The sequence below is a fragment of the Streptomyces sp. NPDC048111 genome (genome assembly GCF_043202815.1).
Taxonomy (GTDB): Bacteria; Actinomycetota; Actinomycetes; order Streptomycetales; family Streptomycetaceae; genus Streptomyces.
Genome location: NZ_JBIDBD010000001.1, coordinates 285665 through 306341 on the forward strand (window position 1 = coordinate 285665; position 20677 = coordinate 306341).

18 protein-coding genes are annotated in these 20677 nt (G+C 72.5%); 8 read left to right on the forward strand and 10 right to left on the reverse strand.

The window, feature by feature from the left end; all coding sequences use genetic code 11:
• Positions 1 to 109 precede the first annotated feature (109 nt).
• From ACGF3I_RS01310 to ACGF3I_RS01325, 4 genes are read left to right on the forward strand one after another with little or no spacing between them, the layout of a single operon-like run.
• The gene (locus tag ACGF3I_RS01310; RefSeq protein ID WP_393128427.1) at positions 110 to 1426 is read left to right on the forward strand and encodes an ABC transporter substrate-binding protein; all 1317 of its coding nucleotides are present in this window, start codon (positions 110 to 112) and stop codon (positions 1424 to 1426) included.
• 14 nt (positions 1427 to 1440) lie between these two features.
• Positions 1441 to 2436 carry a carbohydrate ABC transporter permease gene (locus tag ACGF3I_RS01315; protein WP_393128428.1) on the forward strand — a complete coding sequence of 332 codons (996 nt, stop codon included), beginning with the start codon at positions 1441 to 1443 and terminating at the stop codon, positions 2434 to 2436.
• Complete coding sequence (locus ACGF3I_RS01320; protein WP_393128429.1) at positions 2429 to 3322, forward strand: carbohydrate ABC transporter permease; 894 nt, start codon at positions 2429 to 2431, stop codon at positions 3320 to 3322. The genes ACGF3I_RS01315 and ACGF3I_RS01320 overlap by 8 nt, the downstream gene beginning before the upstream one ends.
• 29 nt (positions 3323 to 3351) lie before the next feature.
• On the forward strand, positions 3352 to 4716 hold the full coding sequence (locus tag ACGF3I_RS01325) for a GH1 family beta-glucosidase (protein WP_393128430.1): 1365 nt from the start codon (positions 3352 to 3354) through the stop codon (positions 4714 to 4716).
• Between the two features lie 33 nt (positions 4717 to 4749).
• Here ACGF3I_RS01325 and ACGF3I_RS01330 read toward each other — a convergent pair whose 3' ends face one another.
• The 8 genes from ACGF3I_RS01330 to ACGF3I_RS01365 form a co-directional block, all read right to left on the reverse strand.
• Entirely contained in the window at positions 4750 to 5316 is a 567-nt protein-coding gene (locus tag ACGF3I_RS01330; protein WP_393128431.1) for an HPP family protein, read from the reverse strand.
• A gap of 220 nt (positions 5317 to 5536) precedes the next feature.
• Positions 5537 to 6073 (reverse strand): hypothetical protein, encoded by a 537-nt coding sequence (locus ACGF3I_RS01335; RefSeq protein WP_393128432.1) that lies wholly within the window; start codon positions 6071 to 6073, stop codon positions 5537 to 5539.
• Complete coding sequence (locus ACGF3I_RS01340; protein ID WP_393128433.1) at positions 6070 to 7554, reverse strand: sensor histidine kinase; 1485 nt, start codon at positions 7552 to 7554, stop codon at positions 6070 to 6072. Before ACGF3I_RS01340 ends, ACGF3I_RS01335 begins: the two co-directional genes overlap by 4 nt.
• Positions 7551 to 8249, reverse strand: a complete 699-nt coding sequence (locus tag ACGF3I_RS01345; protein ID WP_393128434.1) for a response regulator — start codon at positions 8247 to 8249, stop codon at positions 7551 to 7553. The genes ACGF3I_RS01340 and ACGF3I_RS01345 overlap by 4 nt, the downstream gene beginning before the upstream one ends.
• Positions 8250 to 8460: 211 nt before the next feature.
• Positions 8461 to 9702, reverse strand: a complete 1242-nt coding sequence (locus ACGF3I_RS01350; RefSeq protein WP_393128435.1) for an acyltransferase family protein — start codon at positions 9700 to 9702, stop codon at positions 8461 to 8463.
• A gap of 15 nt (positions 9703 to 9717) precedes the next feature.
• The gene (locus tag ACGF3I_RS01355) at positions 9718 to 10563 is read right to left on the reverse strand and encodes an SGNH hydrolase domain-containing protein (RefSeq protein WP_393128436.1); all 846 of its coding nucleotides are present in this window, start codon (positions 10561 to 10563) and stop codon (positions 9718 to 9720) included.
• Between the two features lie 101 nt (positions 10564 to 10664).
• Complete coding sequence (locus ACGF3I_RS01360) at positions 10665 to 12539, reverse strand: carbohydrate-binding module family 20 domain-containing protein (protein WP_393128437.1); 1875 nt, start codon at positions 12537 to 12539, stop codon at positions 10665 to 10667.
• 374 nt (positions 12540 to 12913) lie between these two features.
• Positions 12914 to 13540: a hypothetical protein gene (locus tag ACGF3I_RS01365; RefSeq protein ID WP_393128438.1), complete on the reverse strand. Its 627-nt coding sequence runs from the start codon at positions 13538 to 13540 to the stop codon at positions 12914 to 12916.
• Positions 13541 to 13857: 317 nt separating this feature from the next.
• Here ACGF3I_RS01365 and ACGF3I_RS01370 point away from each other — a divergent pair, with 317 nt between their 5' ends.
• Entirely contained in the window at positions 13858 to 15300 is a 1443-nt protein-coding gene (locus tag ACGF3I_RS01370; RefSeq protein ID WP_393128439.1) for a hypothetical protein, read from the forward strand.
• Between the two features lie 177 nt (positions 15301 to 15477).
• On the opposite strand, the gene ACGF3I_RS01375 is transcribed toward ACGF3I_RS01370, so the two are convergent.
• A complete protein-coding gene (locus ACGF3I_RS01375) occupies positions 15478 to 16575 on the reverse strand; it encodes a hypothetical protein (protein ID WP_393128440.1) in 1098 nt (365 codons plus the stop codon).
• A 317-nt stretch (positions 16576 to 16892) separates the two neighbouring features.
• On the opposite strand from ACGF3I_RS01375, the gene ACGF3I_RS01380 reads away from it, so the two are divergent.
• From ACGF3I_RS01380 to ACGF3I_RS01390, 3 genes are all read left to right on the forward strand, one after another.
• The gene (locus tag ACGF3I_RS01380) at positions 16893 to 17345 is read left to right on the forward strand and encodes a lamin tail domain-containing protein (RefSeq protein ID WP_393128441.1); all 453 of its coding nucleotides are present in this window, start codon (positions 16893 to 16895) and stop codon (positions 17343 to 17345) included.
• A gap of 183 nt (positions 17346 to 17528) precedes the next feature.
• The gene (locus ACGF3I_RS01385) at positions 17529 to 17732 is read left to right on the forward strand and encodes a hypothetical protein (protein WP_393128442.1); all 204 of its coding nucleotides are present in this window, start codon (positions 17529 to 17531) and stop codon (positions 17730 to 17732) included.
• Positions 17733 to 17831: 99 nt separating this feature from the next.
• The gene (locus ACGF3I_RS01390) at positions 17832 to 18995 is read left to right on the forward strand and encodes an epoxide hydrolase family protein (RefSeq protein ID WP_393128443.1); all 1164 of its coding nucleotides are present in this window, start codon (positions 17832 to 17834) and stop codon (positions 18993 to 18995) included.
• An 85-nt stretch (positions 18996 to 19080) separates the two neighbouring features.
• Here the strand turns inward: ACGF3I_RS01390 and ACGF3I_RS01395 are convergent, their stop codons facing one another.
• A complete protein-coding gene (locus tag ACGF3I_RS01395; RefSeq protein ID WP_393128444.1) occupies positions 19081 to 20646 on the reverse strand; it encodes a neocarzinostatin apoprotein domain-containing protein in 1566 nt (521 codons plus the stop codon).
• Positions 20647 to 20677: the final 31 nt, after the last annotated feature.

The window sequence follows — 20677 nt, forward strand, 5'->3', positions numbered from 1 at the left end:
CACGTCTTAAATTAAGCCATGTGCACCTTCAGGAGTCGAACGCCCGACCGGGCGCCTCCGAAGGCGCCCGCACGGTTTTTTCTTCTCCCGGAAAGGGACACCAGGGGCCATGCGCACCATCAGAGCCGCGGCCATAGGCGCCGCCACCCTGTCTCTCGCCCTCGCGGCCACGGCCTGCGGCGGAGGCTCCGCCTCGGGCGGCGGGTCCAACGACTCGCCCAAGACGCTCACGTACTGGGCCTCCAACCAGGGCGCCAGCGTCTCGGTGGACGAGAAGGTCCTGCGGCCCGAGCTCGACAAGTTCGAGAAGCAGACGGGCATCAAGGTGAAGCTGGAGGTCGTGCCCTGGTCGGATCTGCTCAACCGGATCCTGACCGCCGCCACCTCGGGCCAGGGCCCGGACGTACTGAACATCGGCAACACCTGGAGCGCCTCGCTCCAGGCCACCGGCGCCCTGCTGCCGTGGGACGCGGCGAACTTCGCCAAGATCGGCGGCAAGGACCGGTTCGTCGACTCGGCGCTCGGCTCCACCGGCGTCCCCGGCCAGGACCCGGCCGCGGTGCCGCTCTACTCGATGGCGTACGCGCTGTACTACAACAAGCAGGCCTTCGCCGACGCCGGCATCTCGGGGCCCCCGGCCACCTGGGACGAGCTGGTCGCCGACGGCAAGAAGCTGGAGGCGAAGGGCAAGAACGGCCTGGGCGCCGAGGGCTCCAACCTCTCGAACAACATCCACCAGGTCTTCGTGCTCGCCAAGCAGCACGGCGCGGACTTCTTCACCACGGACGGCAAGCCCAGCTTCACCAGTGACGGCGCGGTCGCGGCGGTCAAGCAGTACGTCGACCTGATGGCCAAGGACAAGGTCGTCAACGCGAGCAACGCCGAGTACGCGCAGAACCAGTCGCTGAGCGACTTCGCCAAGGGCAAGACGGCGATGGTGCTGTGGCAGACGGCGTCGGCGACCTTCAAGTCCCTCGGCATGAAGGACTCCGAGTGGGGTGTGGCCCCGGCGCCCGTGCAGTCCGGCGCTCCGGGAACCGGCGCCCAGACCAACTCGATGGTGGCCGGGATCAACATGGCCGTCTTCAAGAACACCCACAACCTCGACGGCGCCGCCCAGTTCGTGAAGTTCATGACGAGCGACGCGGAGCAGAAGCTGCTCAACGCCACCTACGGCTCCATCCCGCCGGTGAAGACGGCGCAGCTGGACGCGGCGTTCAACTCGCAGGGCACGGCGGTGCTCCGCCAGACCCTGGCCGAGAGCGCGCAGGCCCTGCCGCAGGTGCCCGACGAGTCGCAGTTCGAGACGGCCGTCGGCACGGCCGTGAAGGAGCTCTTCGCCGACGCGGCGGCCGGCCGGCCGGTGACCACCGAGTCGGTGAAGGCCAAGCTCGACAAGGCCCAGCAGCAGATGCCCAAGAAGTGAGGGCCGGAGCACTCATGACCACCACGGCCCCTCCCGCGGGCACGCGGTCGGCGCCCGAGCACTCCCCCGCGGCGGCGCGCGGCCCGCGCCGCCGCCCCGGGCGGATCAGGCGCATCGGACTGCCCTATCTGCTCCTGCTGCCGGCCCTGCTGCTCGAACTGCTCGTCCACCTGGTGCCGATGGTCATCGGCATCACGATGAGCTTCAAGGAACTGACCCAGTTCTACATCCGCGACTGGGGCACCGCCCCCTGGTCCGGCATCGACAACTACCGTCTATCGGTGGACTTCCACGGTGCGGTCGGCGAGGCGCTGCTCCACTCCTTCCTCGTCACCGTCGTCTTCACCCTGCTCTCGGTGGGCCTTTGCTGGCTGATCGGGACGACGGCCGCGCTGTTCATGCAGGACGCCTTCCGCGGCCGGGGCCTGCTGCGGGCCGTCTTCCTGGTGCCGTACGCGCTGCCGGTGTACGCGGCCGTCATCACGTGGGCGTTCATGTTCCAGCACGACAACGGCCTGGTGAACCACGTCCTGCACGACCAGCTGCACCTCACCGGCGAACCGTCGTTCTGGCTCATCGGCGACAACAGCTTCTACGCCCTGCTGACCGTGTCGGTGTGGAAGGGGTGGCCCTTCGCCTTCCTCATCGTGATGGCGGGCCTCCAGAACATCCCCAAGGAGCTGTACGAGGCCGCCGCCCTCGACGGGGCGGGCATGCTCCAGCAGGTCCGCCGCATCACGCTGCCCTCGCTGCGTCCGGTCAACCAGGTGCTCGTGCTGGTGCTCTTCCTGTGGACGTTCAACGACTTCAACACGCCGTACGTGCTGTTCGGCAAGTCGGCGCCGGAGGCGGCCGATCTGATCTCCATCCACATCTACCAGTCGTCGTTCGTCACCTGGAACTTCGGTACCGGCTCCGCCATGTCCGTGCTGCTGCTGCTCTTCCTGCTGGTCGTGACGGGCGGCTACCTGCTGGTGACCTCCCGAGGAAGGAAGGCGGCCGATGTCTAGCACCACCGGGGCGCCCCGCCCCGCCCACCGGCCGGCGCCCTCGCCGATGGCGCCGCCGCGGTCCTTCCTGTGGTCCCGGCGGATCTTCCTCACCCTGCTCACCGGGTTCGTGCTGCTGCCGGTGTACGTCATGGTGTCCAGCTCGCTCAAACCGCTGCAGGACGTCTCCGGGAAGTTCCGCTGGCTGCCCAGCGGGCTGACGATCCGTCCGTACGTCGACATCTGGTCGACGGTGCCGCTCGCCAAGTACTTCATGAACTCGCTGGTCGTGGCGGGCACCGCGACCGTGTGCTCGGTGGTCGTCGCCGTCTTCGCCGCCTACGCGGTCAGCCGCTACTCCTTCCGCGGCAAGCGGGTCTTCACCATCACCGTGCTGTCCACGCAGATGTTCCCCGGCATCCTGTTCCTGCTCCCGCTCTTCCTGATGTACGTCAACATCGGGAACGCCACCGGTGTCGCGCTGTTCGGCTCGCGCGGCGGGCTGATCCTGACGTACCTCACCTTCTCGCTGCCGTTCTCCATCTGGATGCTGATCGGCTACTTCGACTCGGTGCCGCGCGATCTGGACGAGGCGGCGCTCGTCGACGGCTGCGGTCCGCTCGGCGCGCTGTTCCGGGTGGTGGTGCCGGCCGCCGTTCCGGGCATCGTGGCGGTGGCGGTGTACGCCTTCATGACCGCGTGGGGCGAGGTCCTCTTCGCCTCGGTGATGACCAACGACACCACCCGCACCCTCGCCGTCGGCCTCCAGGGCTACTCCACCCTCAACGACGTGTACTGGAACCAGATCATGGCCGCCTCGCTCGTGGTGAGCGTGCCCGTGGTCGCCGGGTTCCTGCTGCTCCAGCGCTATCTCGTCACCGGTCTGACGGCGGGCGCCGTCAAGTGACCAACTCCCGTATCGCGAAAGGGACTTCCGTGTCCGCACCCATCGACCTCGCCGCGTTTCCGCAGGACTTCCTGTGGGGCACGGCCACTTCGGCCTACCAGATCGAGGGGGCCGTCGCCGAGGACGGCCGCTCGCCGTCCATCTGGGACACCTTCTCGCACACCCCGGGCAGGATCGACAACGACGACCACGGAGACATCGCCTGCGACCACTACCACCGGTGGCCGCAGGACCTGACGCTCCTGAAGCAACTCGGCGTCAACGCCTACCGGTTGTCCGTCGCCTGGCCGCGCGTGGTGCCGGGCGGTGACGGTCCGGTCAACGCCAAGGGCCTGGACTTCTACGACCGCCTGATCGACGGGCTCCTCGCGGCGGGCATCGCCCCGTCCGTCACGCTCTACCACTGGGACCTCCCCCAGGTGCTCCAGGACCGTGGCGGCTGGCCCGAGCGGGACACCGCCAAGCACTTCGCCGCGTACGCCGCGGTCGTCGCCGAGCGCCTGGGCGACCGGGTCTCGCACTGGGCCACCCTCAACGAGCCGCTCTGCTCGGCCTGGATCGGCCACCTCGAAGGCAGGATGGCCCCCGGTCTCACCGACCTCACCGCCGCCGTGCGCGCCTCCTACCACCTGCTGCTCGGTCACGGCCTGGCCGTGCAGGCCGTCCGGGCCGCGGCTCCGGGCGCCGACATCGGCATCGTGAACAACCTCTCCCCCGTGCACGCGGCCACCGACCGCACCGAGGACCTGGCCGCGGCCCGCCGCATGGACGGGCACGTCAACCGCTGGTGGCTCGACCCGGTGCACGGCCGCGGCTTCCCCGCCGACATGCGCGAGGTGTACGGCGTCGACCTGCCGGAGCGCCCGGGCGACCTGGAGACCATCGCGGCCCCGCTCGACTGGCTCGGCCTGAACTACTACTTCCCGGCGTACGTCACCGACCACCCCGAGGGGCCGGTGCCCCACGCGCGATCCATCCGCCGTGAGGAGGTGCCGCGCACCGGAATGGACTGGGAGATCGAGGCGGAGGGCATCGAATCGCTGCTGCTGCGCCTGACCGAGGACTACGGGGCCCGCCGCATCTACGTCACGGAGAACGGCTCCTCGTTCCCCGACGTGGTCCGTCCCGACGGGAGCGTCGCCGACCCGGAGCGCACCGACTACCTGGAGCGGCATCTGGCGGCCTGCGCCTCGGCGGTCCGCAAGGGCGCGCCGCTCGCCGGCTACTTCGCCTGGTCGCTCCTGGACAACTTCGAGTGGGCCTACGGCTACGACAAGCGCTTCGGCCTGGTCCACGTGGACTACCGCACCCAGGCCCGCACCATCAAGGCCAGCGGCCACCGCTACGCCGACCTGGTGCGCGCCCACCGGGAGAGCTCGGGCCGGGCCGCCTGAGCCGTCACCGCCGAGGGCGGGCCACCCGGTGGGCTACCACCAGTAGGCCGGGTACTTGGGTGCGTTGCGCCGGATGCGGGAGGCCGCGTACTCGCCGAGCACGAGCAGCCCGCACGCCCCGGCGAGCAGCGGCAGGAAGCTCTGCGGGGCCGGGTGCTGGAGCACCACGACCACCGGTGTGGCGCAGGCGGGCGAGTGGGGTGCGCGGGCGAGCAGGGTGAGCGCGATGGTGGCGGCGCCCGCGAGAGCGGTGGCCCAGGGCGAGCTGCCGACGGTGGCCAGCACCGCGTACCCCGTCAGCGCGCCCAGCAGATGGCCCACGACGACGTTGCGGGGCTGGGACAGCGGGAGGGTGGGGGCGCCGTGCACGAGTGCGGCGCTGGCCGCGAGCGGCGGTATCAGCACCGGTTCGTGGATGACGGCCCCGATGGCCACCAGCATCAGCAGGACGGTGGCCGCGGCGCTGACGGTGTGGAAGGTGGCACCGGCCGGCGGGCGCGAGGGCGCCTTGCCCGACAGGCGCCGCCACGCCACCGCGGTGACGCGTGGGGTCGAGGGGCGTGCGGCGTCGGGTTCGACGTGGGGGGCGGGCTGGGGCATGGGCACATCTCCGCAGCAGGCGGCGCGCGGCCGGGCAGGTCGACAAGGGGCAGGAACGGTCGACACTGCTCGGGGCAGGCTCTGCGGTCGGCAGAGAGCGTGACCTTGCGCGGGCCCGGTGGGGCCGGCACAGTCCGGGCCTCATCGTAACCAACCGCCCCACCGGCCTCACGGGCCCCCCACCTCGGCTTTCACCGCCCGGTCGGTGCGCCGGGCGTCCTCAGGACCGGCTCGGCTCCGGCACCGGCATCACACTGCCCGCCGCGGTACAGCGCACGGTCCAGATGCCGGGCGTGCCGGCCTCGTGGACGCGGACGTCCACCTCGGGCGGCTGTTTGCCGCCGGGCACCTGGGCGTTGGCGGCGGTGCACACGAGCTGGGTCACGCCCAGGCCGCCACCGTTCATCCGCGCCACCGGCACCGGCAGATAGAGGTCGACGGTCCCCGGTCCCGCGCTCGCCATCGGGCGGCCGGCGGGCACCTCCGTGGTCAGTCCGCGCGCCCGCTCGGCGGCGCCCGGACCCGCGAGCAGCAGATCGATCGCCTCCTGGGGGCCGGCCGGGGCCTCGACCCGGCGCGCGACCGCCTGGACCCCGTAGGGGCCGACGAAGTACAGCTGCGCGTAGTGCTCGACGCTGCCCGGGCGGCGCAGACCCGACGCGGGCGCACCCGCCTGTTCCGGGCCGGTGGTGCCGACACCGCAGCCGGCGAGCGCGCCCGCCAGCACGGCGCCCAGAAAGCCGAGGGCGCGCCTCATGACTCCTCCTCCGGCGTGCCCAGCGGCAGCCCGACCGTGAACACGGCGCCCCCGCCCGGGAGGTTGGCGGCGGTCAGGGTGCCGCCGTGCAGGCGTACGTTCTCCACGGCGATGGCCAGTCCGAGTCCGCTGCCCTCGGAGCGGGTGCGTGCGGTGTCGGCCTTGTAGAAGCGGTCGAAGACATGCGTCAGGACGTCGTCGGGGATGCCCGCGCCGCGGTCGGCGACGGTGAGGACGAGGTGCTTGCCGGCGGCCCGGGCCGTGACCGTGACGGGGGGCGCGCCGTGGCGCAGGGCGTTGGCGATCAGGTTGGCCAGCACCACGTCGATGCGGCGGGCGTCGAGCCGTACGCGGACGTCGTGCTCCGCTGTCGCGGTGGACCCGGGGACACCTTCCGCGAGCCCTTCCACGCGGGTGACCACCTGCTCGGGTTCGCGCCAGCCGCGCAGGGCGAGCGTCTTGTGCAGCAGGGTGCGCAGACCGACGTCGTCCAGATGGAGGGCGGCGGCGCCCGCGTCGAAACGGGAGATCTCCATCAAGTCCTCGACCATGCGGGCCAGTTTGCGGGTCTCGTCGCTCACCAGGAGCACCGCGTCGGCAGTGTCCTCGGGCAGCCGGCCGGAGTGGGCGTCCTCGTCGAGCGCGTCGGTGACGGCGCTCATCGCGGCGAGCGGGGTGCGCAGTTCGTGGGAGACGTCGGCGGCGAACCGGCGGGCGTTGGCCTCCATCCGGCGCAGTTCCCCGTCGTCCCGTTCCAGCGCCGCCGCCATGGTGTTGAAGGTGCCGGTGAGTTCGGCGAGTTCGTCCTTGCCCGTCACCTCCAGGCGGGTGTCGAGCGCGCCCGAGGTGATCTTCTCGGCGGCCGTACGCAACCGGCGTACCGGTCGCAGGACGCGGCGGGCGGCGAACAGCGCCGGTACGGCGGCGAGGGCGAGGGCGGGGACGGCGCCGGCCCAGGCCGCGGTGATCAGCGCCGAAATGTCGGCCTGTTCGGTGCGCAGCGCGAGGGCCGCGTACACGACGAGGCCCGAGGGCCGTGCGGCGGCGCCGTCGGTGGCGTAGTCGAGCGGCATGGCGATCACCAGGCGCGGGGTGCCGCCCTGCTCGGTGCGCTCGAAGACGGTGGTGTCGTCCTTGCGGGCCGCGGTGCGCAGGGCGGCGCTAATGGGGTTCGCGGTGCCGAGCGGCGGGCCGTCGGCTCGGGAGACGGCGGTGTTCCAGCCGCGGGCACCGCCGGCCCGGTCGAGCTGTTGTGCCAGACCGCGCAGGTCGTCGTCGGTGGGTTCGGGCGGCAGGTTGGGGGCGAGCGATTCGACCTGGAGCCGCAGGTCGCGCACGGCCGCGTTCTGGGTGCGCTGGAGGATCGCGCCGCGCGCCTGGCGGAAGGTGAGGGCCGCGGTGATCAGTGCGCTGAGCGCGGCGACGAGCAGGAACGCCACGACCAGGCGGGTGCGCAGCCCGTGTGCGGGGGCGAACCTCACGCGTCCACCGGGCCGAACCGGTAGCCGAAGCCTCGGACGGTCTGGATGTAGACGGGCTTGCGGGGATCGTCCTCGATCTTCGACCGCAGCCGCATCACACAGGCGTCGACCAGGCGCGCGTCGCCGTAGTAGCTGTGTTCCCAGACGTCTTCGAGCAGGTGGCGGCGGCTGAAGGTCCGCTCGGGGGCCGCGCTCAGGAAGAGCAGGAGTTTCAGCTCGGACGGCGCGAGGGGCACGAGTTCACCGCGGCGGTGCACACTCAGCGCGTCGCGGTCGATGCGCAGATCGCCCACGACCGCCGGTGCGGCCTGCGCGCCCGTGTCGGCCTGCGCGGGGGCGGTGCGGCGCAGTACCGCGCGCATCCGCGCCTCGATGAGGGCGCCGCTCGCGGGCTTGACCACGTAGTCGTCGGCGCCCGCCTCCAGACCGACCACGACGTCCATGTCGTCGCCGCGGGCGGAGAGGATGACAATGGGGATCTGGCTGGTCTCGCGGATGCGGCGGCACACCTCCAGACCGTTCATGCCGGGCAGCATCAGATCCAGGAGCACGAGGTCGGGCCCGAACTCCGCCAGGGACTCCAGACCGTCCTCGCCACTGCCGACCGCCTCGGTCTCGTGCCCGTAGCGGCGCAGCCCCAGGACCACCCCGCGGCGTACAGCGGGATCGTCCTCGATCAACAGCACGCGGGTCATGGGCGGGGGGTCCTTTCCGGACGGGGGAGGCATGGCGGGGTCGGAGGCCATATGTACGCATACTGCCGCATGCACGACGTGGCACGGGTCACCCCTTCCGCGACGGCGCCCCGGTCGGGTCCGTCGCGCAACAAGAGGAGCCGGCGCGCAAGAGGTGCCGCCACGGGAAGGGTGCCGTCGTGGAAAAGGCACCCGCGCGGACGAGGCGCCATCACCGCAGTTGGTTGAGGTCGACGGTGCCCGCACCCGGCGCCGGGACGGGGACCAGCGCCCACAGGGCGAGGCCGGCCAGCGCCAGCGCGGTCACCACGGCGAGGCCGCGGCGCCCGCGCGCCCAGCCGGACCGGAACCGCACGGGATCCTCGACGAACCGCTTCGTCGCCGCCGCGGCGGCGAGCGACACCCCGATGGCCACCGCGGTGGCCGCCCCGTCACCGAGGGCCGAAAGCCTCGGCAGCAGCACCAGATAGACGGGCCAGTGCCACAGATAGAGGCTGTAGGACCACTCGCCCAGACGGCGCGGCACCACGCTCCCCACGACGCGCGCCGTGCGGGTGCCGGGCACCTGGGCGACGACCAGGATGAGCACCGCCGCGGCCACCGAATGCAGGAACAGGCCGCCCCTGAACAGCAGCGGCGCCTTCTCCCCCTCGGTCACCGTCCAGGACACCGCGAGCCCCGCCGCCAGGACGAGACAGAGGACGTCGGCAGCCCGGCGCGGAATCCTCCCGGCGAGGCCGCGCACGGGCGCGGTCGCCGCGAGCGCCCCGAGCAGCAGGGCCGCGGCCCGGGTGTCGGTGCCCTCGTAGGCCCGGGTGGTGTCGACGGCCGCGCCGAGCGTGACCATCAGGGCGAGGGAGGCCGCGGCCCCGGCGCCCGCCAGGGCCGCCACCGTGCGCTGGGCGTGCCGGCCCCGGGCCGCGACGGTCAGCACGAGCGGCCAGAGGAGATAGAACTGCCACTCCACGCCGATGCTCCACAGATGCGCGAAGACCCGGGTGTCGGAGGCGTTCCAGTACCCGACGCGGTCGGCGATGTAGTGCCAGTTGACGGCCTGCGCCGCGACCCACGGCAGATCGCCGTGCGCGAACCGCAGCTGCTCGGCCGTGCCGAGCGCCCACACGGCGAGCAGGGTGGCCACCGCCACCAGGACCAGCGCCGGGAACAGGCGCCGCCCCCTGCGCACCCAGAAGGAGATCAGGGCCACCGTCCCGCCGCCGGACGCCGCCGCACCGAGCAGCAGGCCCGTGATCAGGTACCCGGACAGGACGAAGAAGAGGTCGACGCCGAGGAAGCCGCCGCTCAGGTGGCCGGCGTGGAAGAGGAGCACGGCCGCGACCGCGAACCCGCGCAGCCCGTCGAGGGCGGCGATGTGCGCGCGGCCGGCGCCACCCGCACGCGGCGCGCGGTGACGGGCCTCGGTGGCGACGGGACCGGAGGAGGCGGGGAACATGGGCGTGCCGGTCCCTCAGCTGCCGCACTTGAGGTTGGCGTACCGGGCGTCGCCGGTCCACGCGCCCCGCGCCCAGGTGTCCACGCCGGCGGGGGTGAACCCCGCCTCCTTGCCGAGCTGCGCGGCGAACCACTTCGCGAAGGCGGCGGCTCCCTGCTGGCAGTTGTGGATGCCGTCGGAGGAGCGCTGGGCCTTCTTGGCCGTCGCGTCGGTGCCCCACAGCTGGGCCGAGTCGAGGAACACGGCCGCTCCGCCGCTGTTCTTCGCGGCTTGCTCGGCCGCCTCGGGGGCGGTCTTCATCTGGGGTTCGTGGGTCTTGTAGAAGTCGTCGATCGTGATGGGCGGGGCCGACACAAGGACCAGCTTGGCGCCCGCGTCCTTGACCGTGGTGGCGAGCTTCTCGTAGGCGGCGCGCTGCTTGTCCTGGCTGCCCCAGTCGTAGGTGGTGATCTGGTAGGCGACGACGGTGGGCCTGAACGAGCCGATGTTCTTGGTCAGTTGCTGCCAGGTGTCGGCGGAGATCTTGCCGGTGATCTCGTCGCCGCCGTCGACGACCGTGCCGCCGCCGTCGGACGAGGCGTCCTTGAAGTCCACACCGCCGGCCTTCAGGGCCGCGCCCAGCGCGGGGGCCTCCGCGCCGGCGATGGAGTCGCCGACCCAGAGCACCTTCGCGCCGCCGGCGCCCGCCTCCTGCTGGTGCCCGGCGCCGTCGCCGGCCTGCCGTCCCGCGTCCTCGTCCTGTCCGCCGCAGCCGACGAGGGCGGCGCCGAGCGCCGCGGCGGCCGCGAGGCTGTACGCGGCGCGCCGGGTCGTTCGACGGGAAGGACGGGGGCGGACGGGACCGAGGTGGTTGCTGTTCATGCCCCCAGCGAATCAGCACGCTCGGGACATATCGCCTCCTGTCATCGTTCGCTCATAAAACGGGAAGGCAGCCGTCAAAGAAGGGAGCCGGGCGGCGGCCGTCACTTCCAGGTGTCCGTGAGCGTCTCGGCACCGGACGCCGCCGCGGTGTGGACGCGGTTGGCGCCCGACTCCCAAGTGACGTTCCCCGCACCGTCCTTGACGATGTACTTGTACTCGAAGCGGGTGCCCGCCGGGGTGTTCACGGTCGCCGACCACACGGGATAGGCCGCCGACGAGAGGGCGACGGCGGCGTTCGGGTCCCAGCTGCCGAGCGCCGGGATCGAGCCGACCACGTACACGTTCTGGCCCCAGACCGTGGTCTTGGTCTCGTGGAAGGTCTCGCTCACGGTGCCGGACGCGGTCGGCGTGGGCGTGGGCGAGGGGGTGGAGCAGCCGCCCGTGCACGAGGTGCCCGCCGCGTAGAGGGCCACCGCGTCGCCCGCGCCGACGGTGACCGTGGCGCGCCCCGCGGAGTCGACCGTCACCGCGGGTCCCGTGCAGGCGCCGCCCGCGGGAGGGGCGCCGTGGATGACGTCGCAGTACGTGCCGGCGGCGAGGCCGGTGGTGTAGGTCTGGCTGACGGCGGCGCCGCTGTTGTTGATGGCCACCCACGCGGCGCCGCCCCGGCTGAAGGCGATGGCGTTGTTGCCGTTGTCCCACCAGTTGGCCACGCTCTGCCCCTTGGCGGCGTTGTGCCAGCCCACCATGTTGGCGATGCCCTGGTTGCGGTCGGTGCAGATCCAGGCGCCGCCGGAGCAGTCGGTGTCCGTGACGTAGCCATTGGCGTCGGCGGGCGGGGAGTCGTCGGCGCTGTTGAAGCGGAACCCCGAGTAGACCTGCGGGGTGCCGTAGCCCCAGGCGAGTTCGAAGATGTGGGCCAGGGTGTACTTGGCGCCGTCCTTGTAGGTGAGCGTGCTGTTGTCGCGCTCCAGGTCGTGGTTGGTCACCATGACGGAGGACTTGTCGCTCGGCTCAAGACCCCAACTCCGGCCGAACGTACGCAGGTTGGCTATGTTGCCGTTGAACTGGTCCTTGAGCTTGTGGGCGTGCGTGAACTCCAGCACGCTGCCGTTGCCCTCGAACGCGCTCGGCGCGAGCTGCCCGCTGCCCCCGGGGATGACCTCCTGGTACACATACGGCCGGCCGCCCCAGCGGGTGTCGTTCACCTTCGCCAGGATCGCGGCCATGTCGGCCTGGGCGATGTGCTTGGCGGCGTCCACCCGGAAGCCGTCGACGCCGTACCCCTCCAGCTTGTTGAGGTATCCGGCGATCTTGGAGCGGACGTCGTCCTTCTCGGTGAACAGGTCGGAGAGCGACACCAGTTGGCACTCCTGCACCTGCTGGACGCTGTTCCAGTCGTTGATGCCGTTCCCGGCGTTGGGGCAGTTGGCGGGATAGTCGTGGAAGCTGGAGCGGTCGTAGCCGATGCTGCCGTAGCTGTAGGCGGAGGGGTTGAAGCTCGCGCCGCCGTAGGAGTCGGTGCTGGTCTGGTTGGCTCCGGCGGTGTGGTTGATCACGGCGTCCGCGTACACCTTGACGCCCGCGTCGTGGCAGGCCGACACCATGGCGGCGAACTGGGCCTCCGTGCCCATGCGGCTGTTGAGGTCGTAGCCGACCGGCTGGTAGACGTCCCACCACGGGTGGGTGCCGCCGGGAATCCGGATCGAATCGCCGGGCGGGGCGACCTGCACGGCTCCGTACCCCTTGGGGCCGAGCACGGTCGTGCACTCCTGGCCGACCGACTTCCAGTTCCATTCGAAGAGGTTGGCTATCACGTCGCCGCCGTTGGCGGCCGCCGCGTGGGCCGTGCCCTGGAAGGCGACGGGCAGGATCGCGCCGGCGACCAGCGCTCCGGCGGCGAGCAGGCCGGCCGATGTGCGGCGGCGGGTGATCGGCACGGTGGCGGTGGCCGTGCGGCTTGACGGTGCGGACATGGCGGCTCCCTGGGCAGGTGGGGGCAGCGTTCGGCCGCACCGTACGGCGGCCATGGGGAGGTGGCCGCCCGGCGCGGGCGTGCTGCGGGGAGTTGACCCGTGGTGTCGGCCGACACCACGGCTCCGCGCGGCCCACCCGCCGTTCACGGCACCGCGTGTGCCGGATCCGTCCCGGGATCCGGCACGCGGCCCGCCGTGCGGTCGGATGCGGCTGCGCGAGAGAGACGATCCCGCCGCGGCCGACACCCCGTCAAGAGGTGGCGCAAATTGATGCAGAAACTTGCAGCAATTTCTTGAGAGAGCCGCCACCCGCGGCGTCCGCCCCGCCTCGCACCGCCGCCACCCTGCGCGAGCGCCTCCGCGCGGCCTTCGGATCAGGCGATCCTGGTGCGCACCGTGGCCGTGTTGTCGGAGGTGTTCTGCTCGGCCGAGGCGGTGGTGGCCTTGGTGACGAGCTGTACCGTGCCGCCACCGTAGGAGGGGCCGCGCCCGGCGATCTGCAACTGGACGCTCTGTCCGGGCTTGAGGGCGCCGATGGTGACGACGACGCGGCCGTCCCCGGTCAGTTCGGCGTGGCCGGCGCCCTGGCTGATGCGGTGCGCGCGGTGCTCGATGCCGGCCGGCAGGGTGGTCACCGAGCGCACCGAATGGGCCGTGGCCTTGCCGGAGTTGGTGATCCGGACCGTCCACAGCTGTTCCTGGTCGTGGTCGATGTGCGCGGGACCCGAGGCGCTGACGGCGATGTCGGCACGGCTCTGCGCCGGCACGCGCGGCGTCCAGGCGTCGCCGTAGTGCTTGTCGTACGTCTTCGTCCAATTGTCGCTGTAATGACCGGTGTTGCCCTTCACCCACGCGTCGCCGTAGTCGGGCCCGTACGCGGCGGACGCCTGGCCCGCCAGGGCGAGGGACACCCCCGCCACGGCGGTGGTGACGATCGCGGCGGCGGCCACGCGGTGGCGCGCGGTGCGGTGGCGCTGGGTGCGGTTCGGCCGGGAGAACATCAAGGAGGGCCTTTCGAAGGGGGCACGGGACGCCGCCCACGGCGCGGGCGGCCTGTTCAAGCCTGTTCCACGCCCGTGGCCGCACCCCCGCGCCACAGGTCCTCGATCACCGGGCCCTGCGGCCCGGCGCGCCGGGTCGCCACGTCGGCCGAAAGGTGGACGAGGACGGTGCGAGCCCGCGGAGCGATCGGCTCGGCCGCGGCGGCGCAGACCTGCGGGCCCCTAGGGAAAATGCGGCTTGACCAGGCGTGTTCCACAGGTGATAGTGGCCCGCCGACGCCGTTCGAGCGGTCGGGGAGCATCAGGGGCGGGGAGCCATGCAGTCCGAGCAACAAGAGGTCATGTCCGCGTGCGCGGAAGCGGAGCGCCATCTCCGGGCGGGGCGGCTCGCCGAGGCGCGGAGCGTCGCCAGGAGTGCACTGGCGGCGGAGAGTCCCGACCCCCGTCTCTTCCTCACCCTCGGCCTCGCGCACGCCGCGGAGGACGACGACGATCACGACGACCGGGCCGAAGCGGCCTATCGGGAGGGCCTCGACGCCTTCCCCGACGACCTCGACCTCCTGTGCGCGTATGGCCGGCTGTGCCTGGCGAGCGACTACATGGACCACCCCGCACGCCATCGCCGCGGGCCCGAACTCGCGCAGCGACTGCGGGAGTTGGCACCCGGGTCGCCCCAGGCCCTGCAGGTCGAGCAGCATGCGGCGCCGGGTGCCCAGCTGGGCGCCATGGGCCCCGGGCACCTTCAGGCCCTGCGGACACAGCTGCTCGACGCGCGCCTGGTCCTGACCGCCATCGGCGACCCGGCCACGGCCGCCGCCCGGGCCGAGTTCCACGCCCGGGCCCGGCCCGACGACTCCCGCCTCGCCGTGCTCGCCGAGACCCTTGCCGTGCTCGCGCGGCCCGGCCGGGCCCCATTGCGCTGGACGGTGCGGGCACCCCTGGGTCTGGCACTGCTGCGCGTCGTGCTGTGCGTCGCGATCCTAATCGCCGTGTCGGCCCTGCGCCTGCCCGCCTGGACCACGGCGGCCGTCCTGGTGCCGCCCCTCGCGGTGGCCCTGTTCCGCACCGCGCCGCTGCGCCGGGCCAGGAGACGGGCGGCACTTCGCCCGTCGGCGCCCGCCGCCGACCCCGGTGCCGTCCCGCCCTTCCCCGCCCTGCCGCCCGTCCCGGCGTACACCCGCCGGGAGAAGGTGACCGGCGCGGTGCTGCTCACCGTCGTCGTGGCGGTCGCCGTGGCGTCGGGCATCTGGCGCCACCAGCAGTACGCGGCGTATCCGCGCTACACGGTCGCGGCGCCCGAGCAGTTCCGGGGGTTCACCCGCCAGGACAACAGCCCGGCCGTCGAGGCCCTGGAAAGCTCGCTCTCCAGGGACTTGGCAGGCCAGAAGGAGCAGACCTTCACCTATGTCTACGGGCCCGGCCCGGACGTGCCCGCGATCGCGATCTGGGGCGCGGCGGGCGACTTCCACGAAGCGACGGCCGATGTGCTCACCGAGTTGCAGAGCGGCATCGAGGCGGGCGGCGTTACCGTGAAATCGGCGTGGACCGCCGCGCCCGGCCCACTGGGCGGCTCCATGCGCTGCGTGTCGTACGAGATCGCCGGCCGGGCCCTGTTCAACTGCGGCTGGCTCGACAAGGGCAGCCTGGGCAGTGTCACGTTCGCGGATCACGGCGAAGGACACGAGGCGGCGGCCGGCCTCGCGCGGTCGGCCCGCGAAGCCGTGCTGCACCGGGGCGCCCACCCGGACGGCGAGGTGTAGCGACCCACCACCCGCGTGGACCGGCGCACACCGGGCCGTACTGGCCGGGGTGCGCCTGCCCGCCGCACACCGAGCAGAGCGCCGCACCGCGATCACCCGGCGAACGGGTCGCGCCCTCCGCTCACCCGCAGGTCCATGGCCGGGGCGTGCGTCGGCGGCGTGCCCCGCCCGCCGTCGTCACGCGGCCTGCCTGGTCGCACCGAGCGGTGCCGCGGGGCGCTCCGCGCCCGGTCCGCGCGGGGTCTGACGGCAGGCCACCTGGGCCGAGAGCACGTAGAGCAGCGCCAGGCTGATGAGCCAGTCGGTCACTCCGGAGAACTGGTTGATGGTGAACTTGAAGACCTGCCCGAGGAGCAGGTCCACCAGAAGGGCGGCGCGCAGGGTGCCGAGGGCGGCCTGACGGTCGCGGAGCAACTGGGCGGTGCCGCGCAGCGCGAGCACCAGCGAGGCGAGCGAGCAGGCGAGCGCTCCGGCGATGGCCGTCCACTGCGTCTCGCCCGCCAGCCCGCCCGTCAGACCCTCGGCGGTCACCGCGATGAGGAGGACGGCGGCCTGGAGCGTCGTGCCCCAGGCCACCAGGTGCACCAGCACCCGCTTGCCCGACACCTGCGCCGTGATCCAGCTCCGGGCGCGCCGCAGCGCCTCGTCGTACGGGGCGCCGCGGCCGGCCGGGCGCTCGGGCACCGCTTCGAGCAGGGCCGCGAGGGCTCGGTCCAGCTCGCCGAGCGGTGCGTCGGTGGCGCGCAGTCGGTGCAGTGCCTCGCGGCGCTCCTGCGCGGTGAGCCCGCACAGGACGCCGTGGAGCGCGGTGTCGGCGGCGCAGGCCGCACGGGTCGCGCCCGGCGCGGCCGTGCTGTCGGCGCCCGCACGCCGGGTGACCCACCAGGCGAGCGCGGTCAGGGCGACGAAGGTCAGATAGATCAGGCCGGGCGCCGGGCGGTAGAAGTAGCCGTCGGTGGCGACCAGTTTGCCGACCTCGTCGATGAACAGTCCGAAGCCGACCCCGCCCAGCACGGCTCCCCTGCGGCGTGCGGCGACTCCGGTGAAGACGAGCATCACCAGCAGCCCCGCCAGCATCAGGAGGCCGCCCCACAGCATGTGGGAGATGTGCAGCCCGCCGCCCCCGGCGCCTCCCCCGAGCTTGGGGTAGTCCGTCAGGGCGAGGAAGGCGCGGGTCACCAGCACGGTGACGACGCCGACGAAGACGAACAGCCGAAGGTGTGCCGCGGCGCTCGCGGTACGCAGGAACCCGTTGTTCAGAGGCGTACGGAACATGCTTCGAGACTCGCCCATGGCCGCGCCCCCGGCCATGGGGCCAGCCCCCCTCCCGCCGACGGGCTGGCCCCCCGCCCCGGGGGTGGGTCTCCGTACCCCGAGCGAACAGGGGGCGCGGCTGGTTCCACGCGCTGGGGCGCGTGCGCCGTGATCGCTGACGGTGTGTCATGTTCCGTGTTTTGTCACGCACAGACCTTCTCCCGTCCGCTCCGCCCGAGGTCGGTCCACAGTGTGGTTGTCCGGCCGAACCAGCGCCGGACTTCACACCATTCGGCACCCTCGGCTCCGCCCGCAGGGCGCCGTGAACGGGAGTTCACATGTCTCCTCGCACCATGACCCGCGTCGCCGCCCTCGTCCTGGCCGCCTCCGGCCTCGCCGCGGCCGCTGCTGTTCCCGCCTCCGCCGCCGCCCGGCCGGCGCCGCGGTCGCCCATCGTCCTCGGCCCGGTCCAGTACGACAGCCCCGGACACGACGACCACTCGCAGCGGAGCCTCAACGCCGAGTGGGTCACCGTCACCAACACGGGACGCGGCACGGTGAACCTGCGCGGCTGGACCCTCACCGACCGGGCCCACCAGACCTACACGTTCCACAACCTGCGCCTGGCCGGCCACCAGTCGGTGCGCGTCCACACCGGCAAGGGGCGTGACACCGGACGCGACGTGTACCAGAACCGCCGCGACTACGCGTGGGACAACCACCGGGACACCGCGACGCTGCGCGACGACCACCGGCGCACCATCGCCACGAAGTCCTGGGGCCACCGCTGATCCGACCGGCCACCGTCCGGTGCCGCCGCCACGGCATCCGAGGTGAGAGGGCCGGCACCCCCGCACGAGGGGGGTGCCGGCCCTCGGCCGTTTCACGACGGCGGCGCCGAGTCGCGCGACGCCGCCGCCGGCCGGTGATCCGTCGGTGAGTGTCGTGGAAGGGAACGGGTCGTTGGGCAGCGCATGTTCCTGACTCGTACCGTCGTGGCCGCGGTGTCCCTCGCCGCCCTCACCTGCCTGACCCTCGACGGCGCCACCGCCGCCCCGCCGGCCCCGAACGCCGACGACAACTGCGCCGGGACGGGGGTGCACGTCGGGCTGTGCCAGGTGCTCGCCGAGCATCACGTACTGAGTGGCAACAACCAGCAGATCGCGACCCGCCCTTGAGATGATGGGCCGTCAGTTGTGGTGCTGTGTACGGACGTAGGAGAAAGATCCCGGCCTCGGCGCTCGATGGGGGGTGGCCGGATCGGTAGGGTGCGGTGCATGTCCGACGCGCTGCCCCGTCCCGTGCCGTTCCGTCCACGGGCCACCCCCGAGGTGCTCGACGACCTCCGCACCCGCCTGCGTGCCACGCGCTGGCCCGACGCGCCGCAGGACGCGGGCTGGGCACTCGGTACCGACCTCGGCCATCTCCGCGAGCTCGTCGCCCACTGGGCCGACGGCTTCGACTGGCCCGCGCAGGAGGCGGCGCTCGAACGGCTGCCACGGTTCCGGGTGCCGGTCGGCGGGCTCGGCATCCATGTCGTGCACGCCCGGGCCGTGGCGCCCACCGGCCCCGTGCTGCCACTCGTCCTCACCCACGGCTGGCCCGATTCGTTCTGGCGCTACTCGAAGGTGGTGCCGCTGCTCACCGACCCCGGCGCGCACGGCGGCGATCCGGCCGACGCGTTCGACGTCGTGGTCCCCGACGTGCCGGGCTTCGGCTACTCCGAGCGCCCCGGCACGCCCCTGGACTCCATCGCCGTCGCCGGTCTGTGGGCCGAGCTCATGAGTGTGCTCGGCTACCGGCGGTTCGGCGCGGCGGGCGGCGACATCGGCAGCCATGTGAGCCGCTACCTCGCACTCGACCATCCCGACCGGGTGGTGGCCGTGCACCGCACCGACGCGGGGATTCCCCGCTACTTCGGCGACCCGGCCGACCTCGCTCCCGAGGAGCGCGCCTGGCTGGAGGAGGCCGGGGCCTGGGGTGCGCAGGAGGGGGCGTACGCCGCGATGCACCGTACGAAGCCGCAGACCGCCGCGTTCGGACTCAACGACTCGCCGGCCGGGCTCGCCGCGTGGATCGTCGAGAAGCTGCGCTCCTGGAGCGACTGCGACGGCGACATCGAGCGGAGCTTCACGAAGGACGAGGTCCTCACGAACGTCACGCTCTACTGGCTGACGCAGACCATCGGCTCCTCCATGCGCATGTACCGGGCGAACGCCGCGATCGCGCCGTCCCAGCTGGCCCGGCGCGTCGAAGTACCCTCCGGGTTCTCGCTGTTCCGCGGTGACGTGGTGCGTCCGCCGCACGCCTGGCTGCACCGTACGGCGAACGTCACCTATGTGTCCGAGCCCGAACGCGGCGGCCATTTCGCGCCGTTCGAGGAGCCCGAGCTGTACGCCAAGGAGCTGCGCGCGTTCTTCCGCCCCTACCGCCGGGCGTGAAGGATGCGGCGAGGGGGCCGCCCCGGGTTGCTTCACCCGGGGCGGTCCCCTCCCTCGTCCAGCTCCGAAACAGGTCCGGCCGGGCTCAGCCCCGTGCGGCCGGGGCCGGGGCGGGTACGAACTCGATGGCGTGGCGGACCGTTTCCGGGCCGCGCACCCTCGTGCCGAAGACGATCAGCTCGCAGGCGTGCGCCGTACGGCAGTCGATGGTCCGGCCGTCGATCGCGGTGAACGTGGCCGACACCGTGACAGTCTCGTTCACGCGGCCGGCGTCGGTGGTGGCCGGCGGCCTGGAGCGGGGGCGGCAGCCGAAGGTGTCGGTGGCCCCGGTGACGCACTCCATGATCAGCACGTGGTACTGCGGTTCATAGCCCTTGCCGGTGGCCTGCACCGCCTGTCCGTCCACCAGGCCCTCGTCCGGGTTCACCCGCAGGGTCGGCGGCGCCTCCAGGGGCGCGTGCGGGGCGAAGCGCAGCGGGACGGTGGTGAGCAGGGCCCCGTTGTTGTCGGTCAGGGCCAGCGTGCACGGGTTCGCGGCGGCTGCCGTACGGCAGTCGAACGCCCCTGTGGTGGTGGACAGTTGGGCGTACAGCTTCTTCGGGGAGAGCTGGTAGGTGCCGTCCGGGTAGACGCGGAACTGACGGCCCGTGTCGTCGTCGCAGGTGGTCGCGGACGCCGAGGGGCCGCACTCCTTGACCCAGACGTAGTCCCTGGGCGGCCCGCCCGCGATGGTGAACTTGACGATGTCGCCGTCCCGCAGTCCGGTGGTGCGGTCGACGGTCAACCGGGGTTCCGCTGCCGCCGTTCGTACGGAGGAGGGCGCCTTCGCCGGCGCCGCGGAGGACATCGGCATCCACGGCCCCCAGCCACCGCCGGGGAGCGTCTGATAGATCTCCCACATGCGGTCGCGGTTCCACTCCCGGACCGTCAAGTGCAGCCTGCCGTCGGCCAGTTGCTCGACGGTGCTGGGCTGGCTCAGGCCCACGTCCTGACCGGGCACCAGGCCCATGGGCAGCACCGGGCCCCAGCCGGACGCCGCGTCCTGCTGGTGGCGGACCTCCATGGTGGCGCCGGTCCGCGACCCGGAGGCGAAGGCGTCGATGCTGCCGTCCCGCTCCTTGAACAGCACGACGCCGCCGTGGTACGGCGTCGGGGCGAGACCGAACGTGTCGGGTTCGCTCCAGCCCGCGGGGCTGTCGTCCTCCACCGCGTGGCAGAACGACCCGTACGTGGAGAAGAGCAGTTCGAGGCGGCCCGCGGAGTTCTCCATCGCGGTGACGTAGTAGCTCTTGGGGCCCACGGTCGTGGCGCTCACGCGCTGCCACGCCCCGTACGTCCCGCCCGGCGCGAGCTGCTCGCGGTGCCAGACGAAGGGCAGGCCCCGGGTCGCCGTCGTGTCGTAGAACAGCTGGAACTGGGCGATCCGGCCATCCGTACGGTCCACGGACACCAGGCTGCCGGAGACCGGCGAACTCGCCAGCCCCTGCGCCCCCGGGTCCGTACCGCACGCGGCCGTCGTGGCCGTGGCGCTCGCCGCCGCCGTCGCCGCCCGCGCGCCGGACACCGCGGCCGGCGCGGCCTGCGCCACCGCCGGCACCCCGCTCGCCCCGGCGCAGGCGATGGCCAGCGTGACCAGGCCCCGCCACAGCACCCCGCCCCTTGTGTTTCTCAGTCCTCCGCGT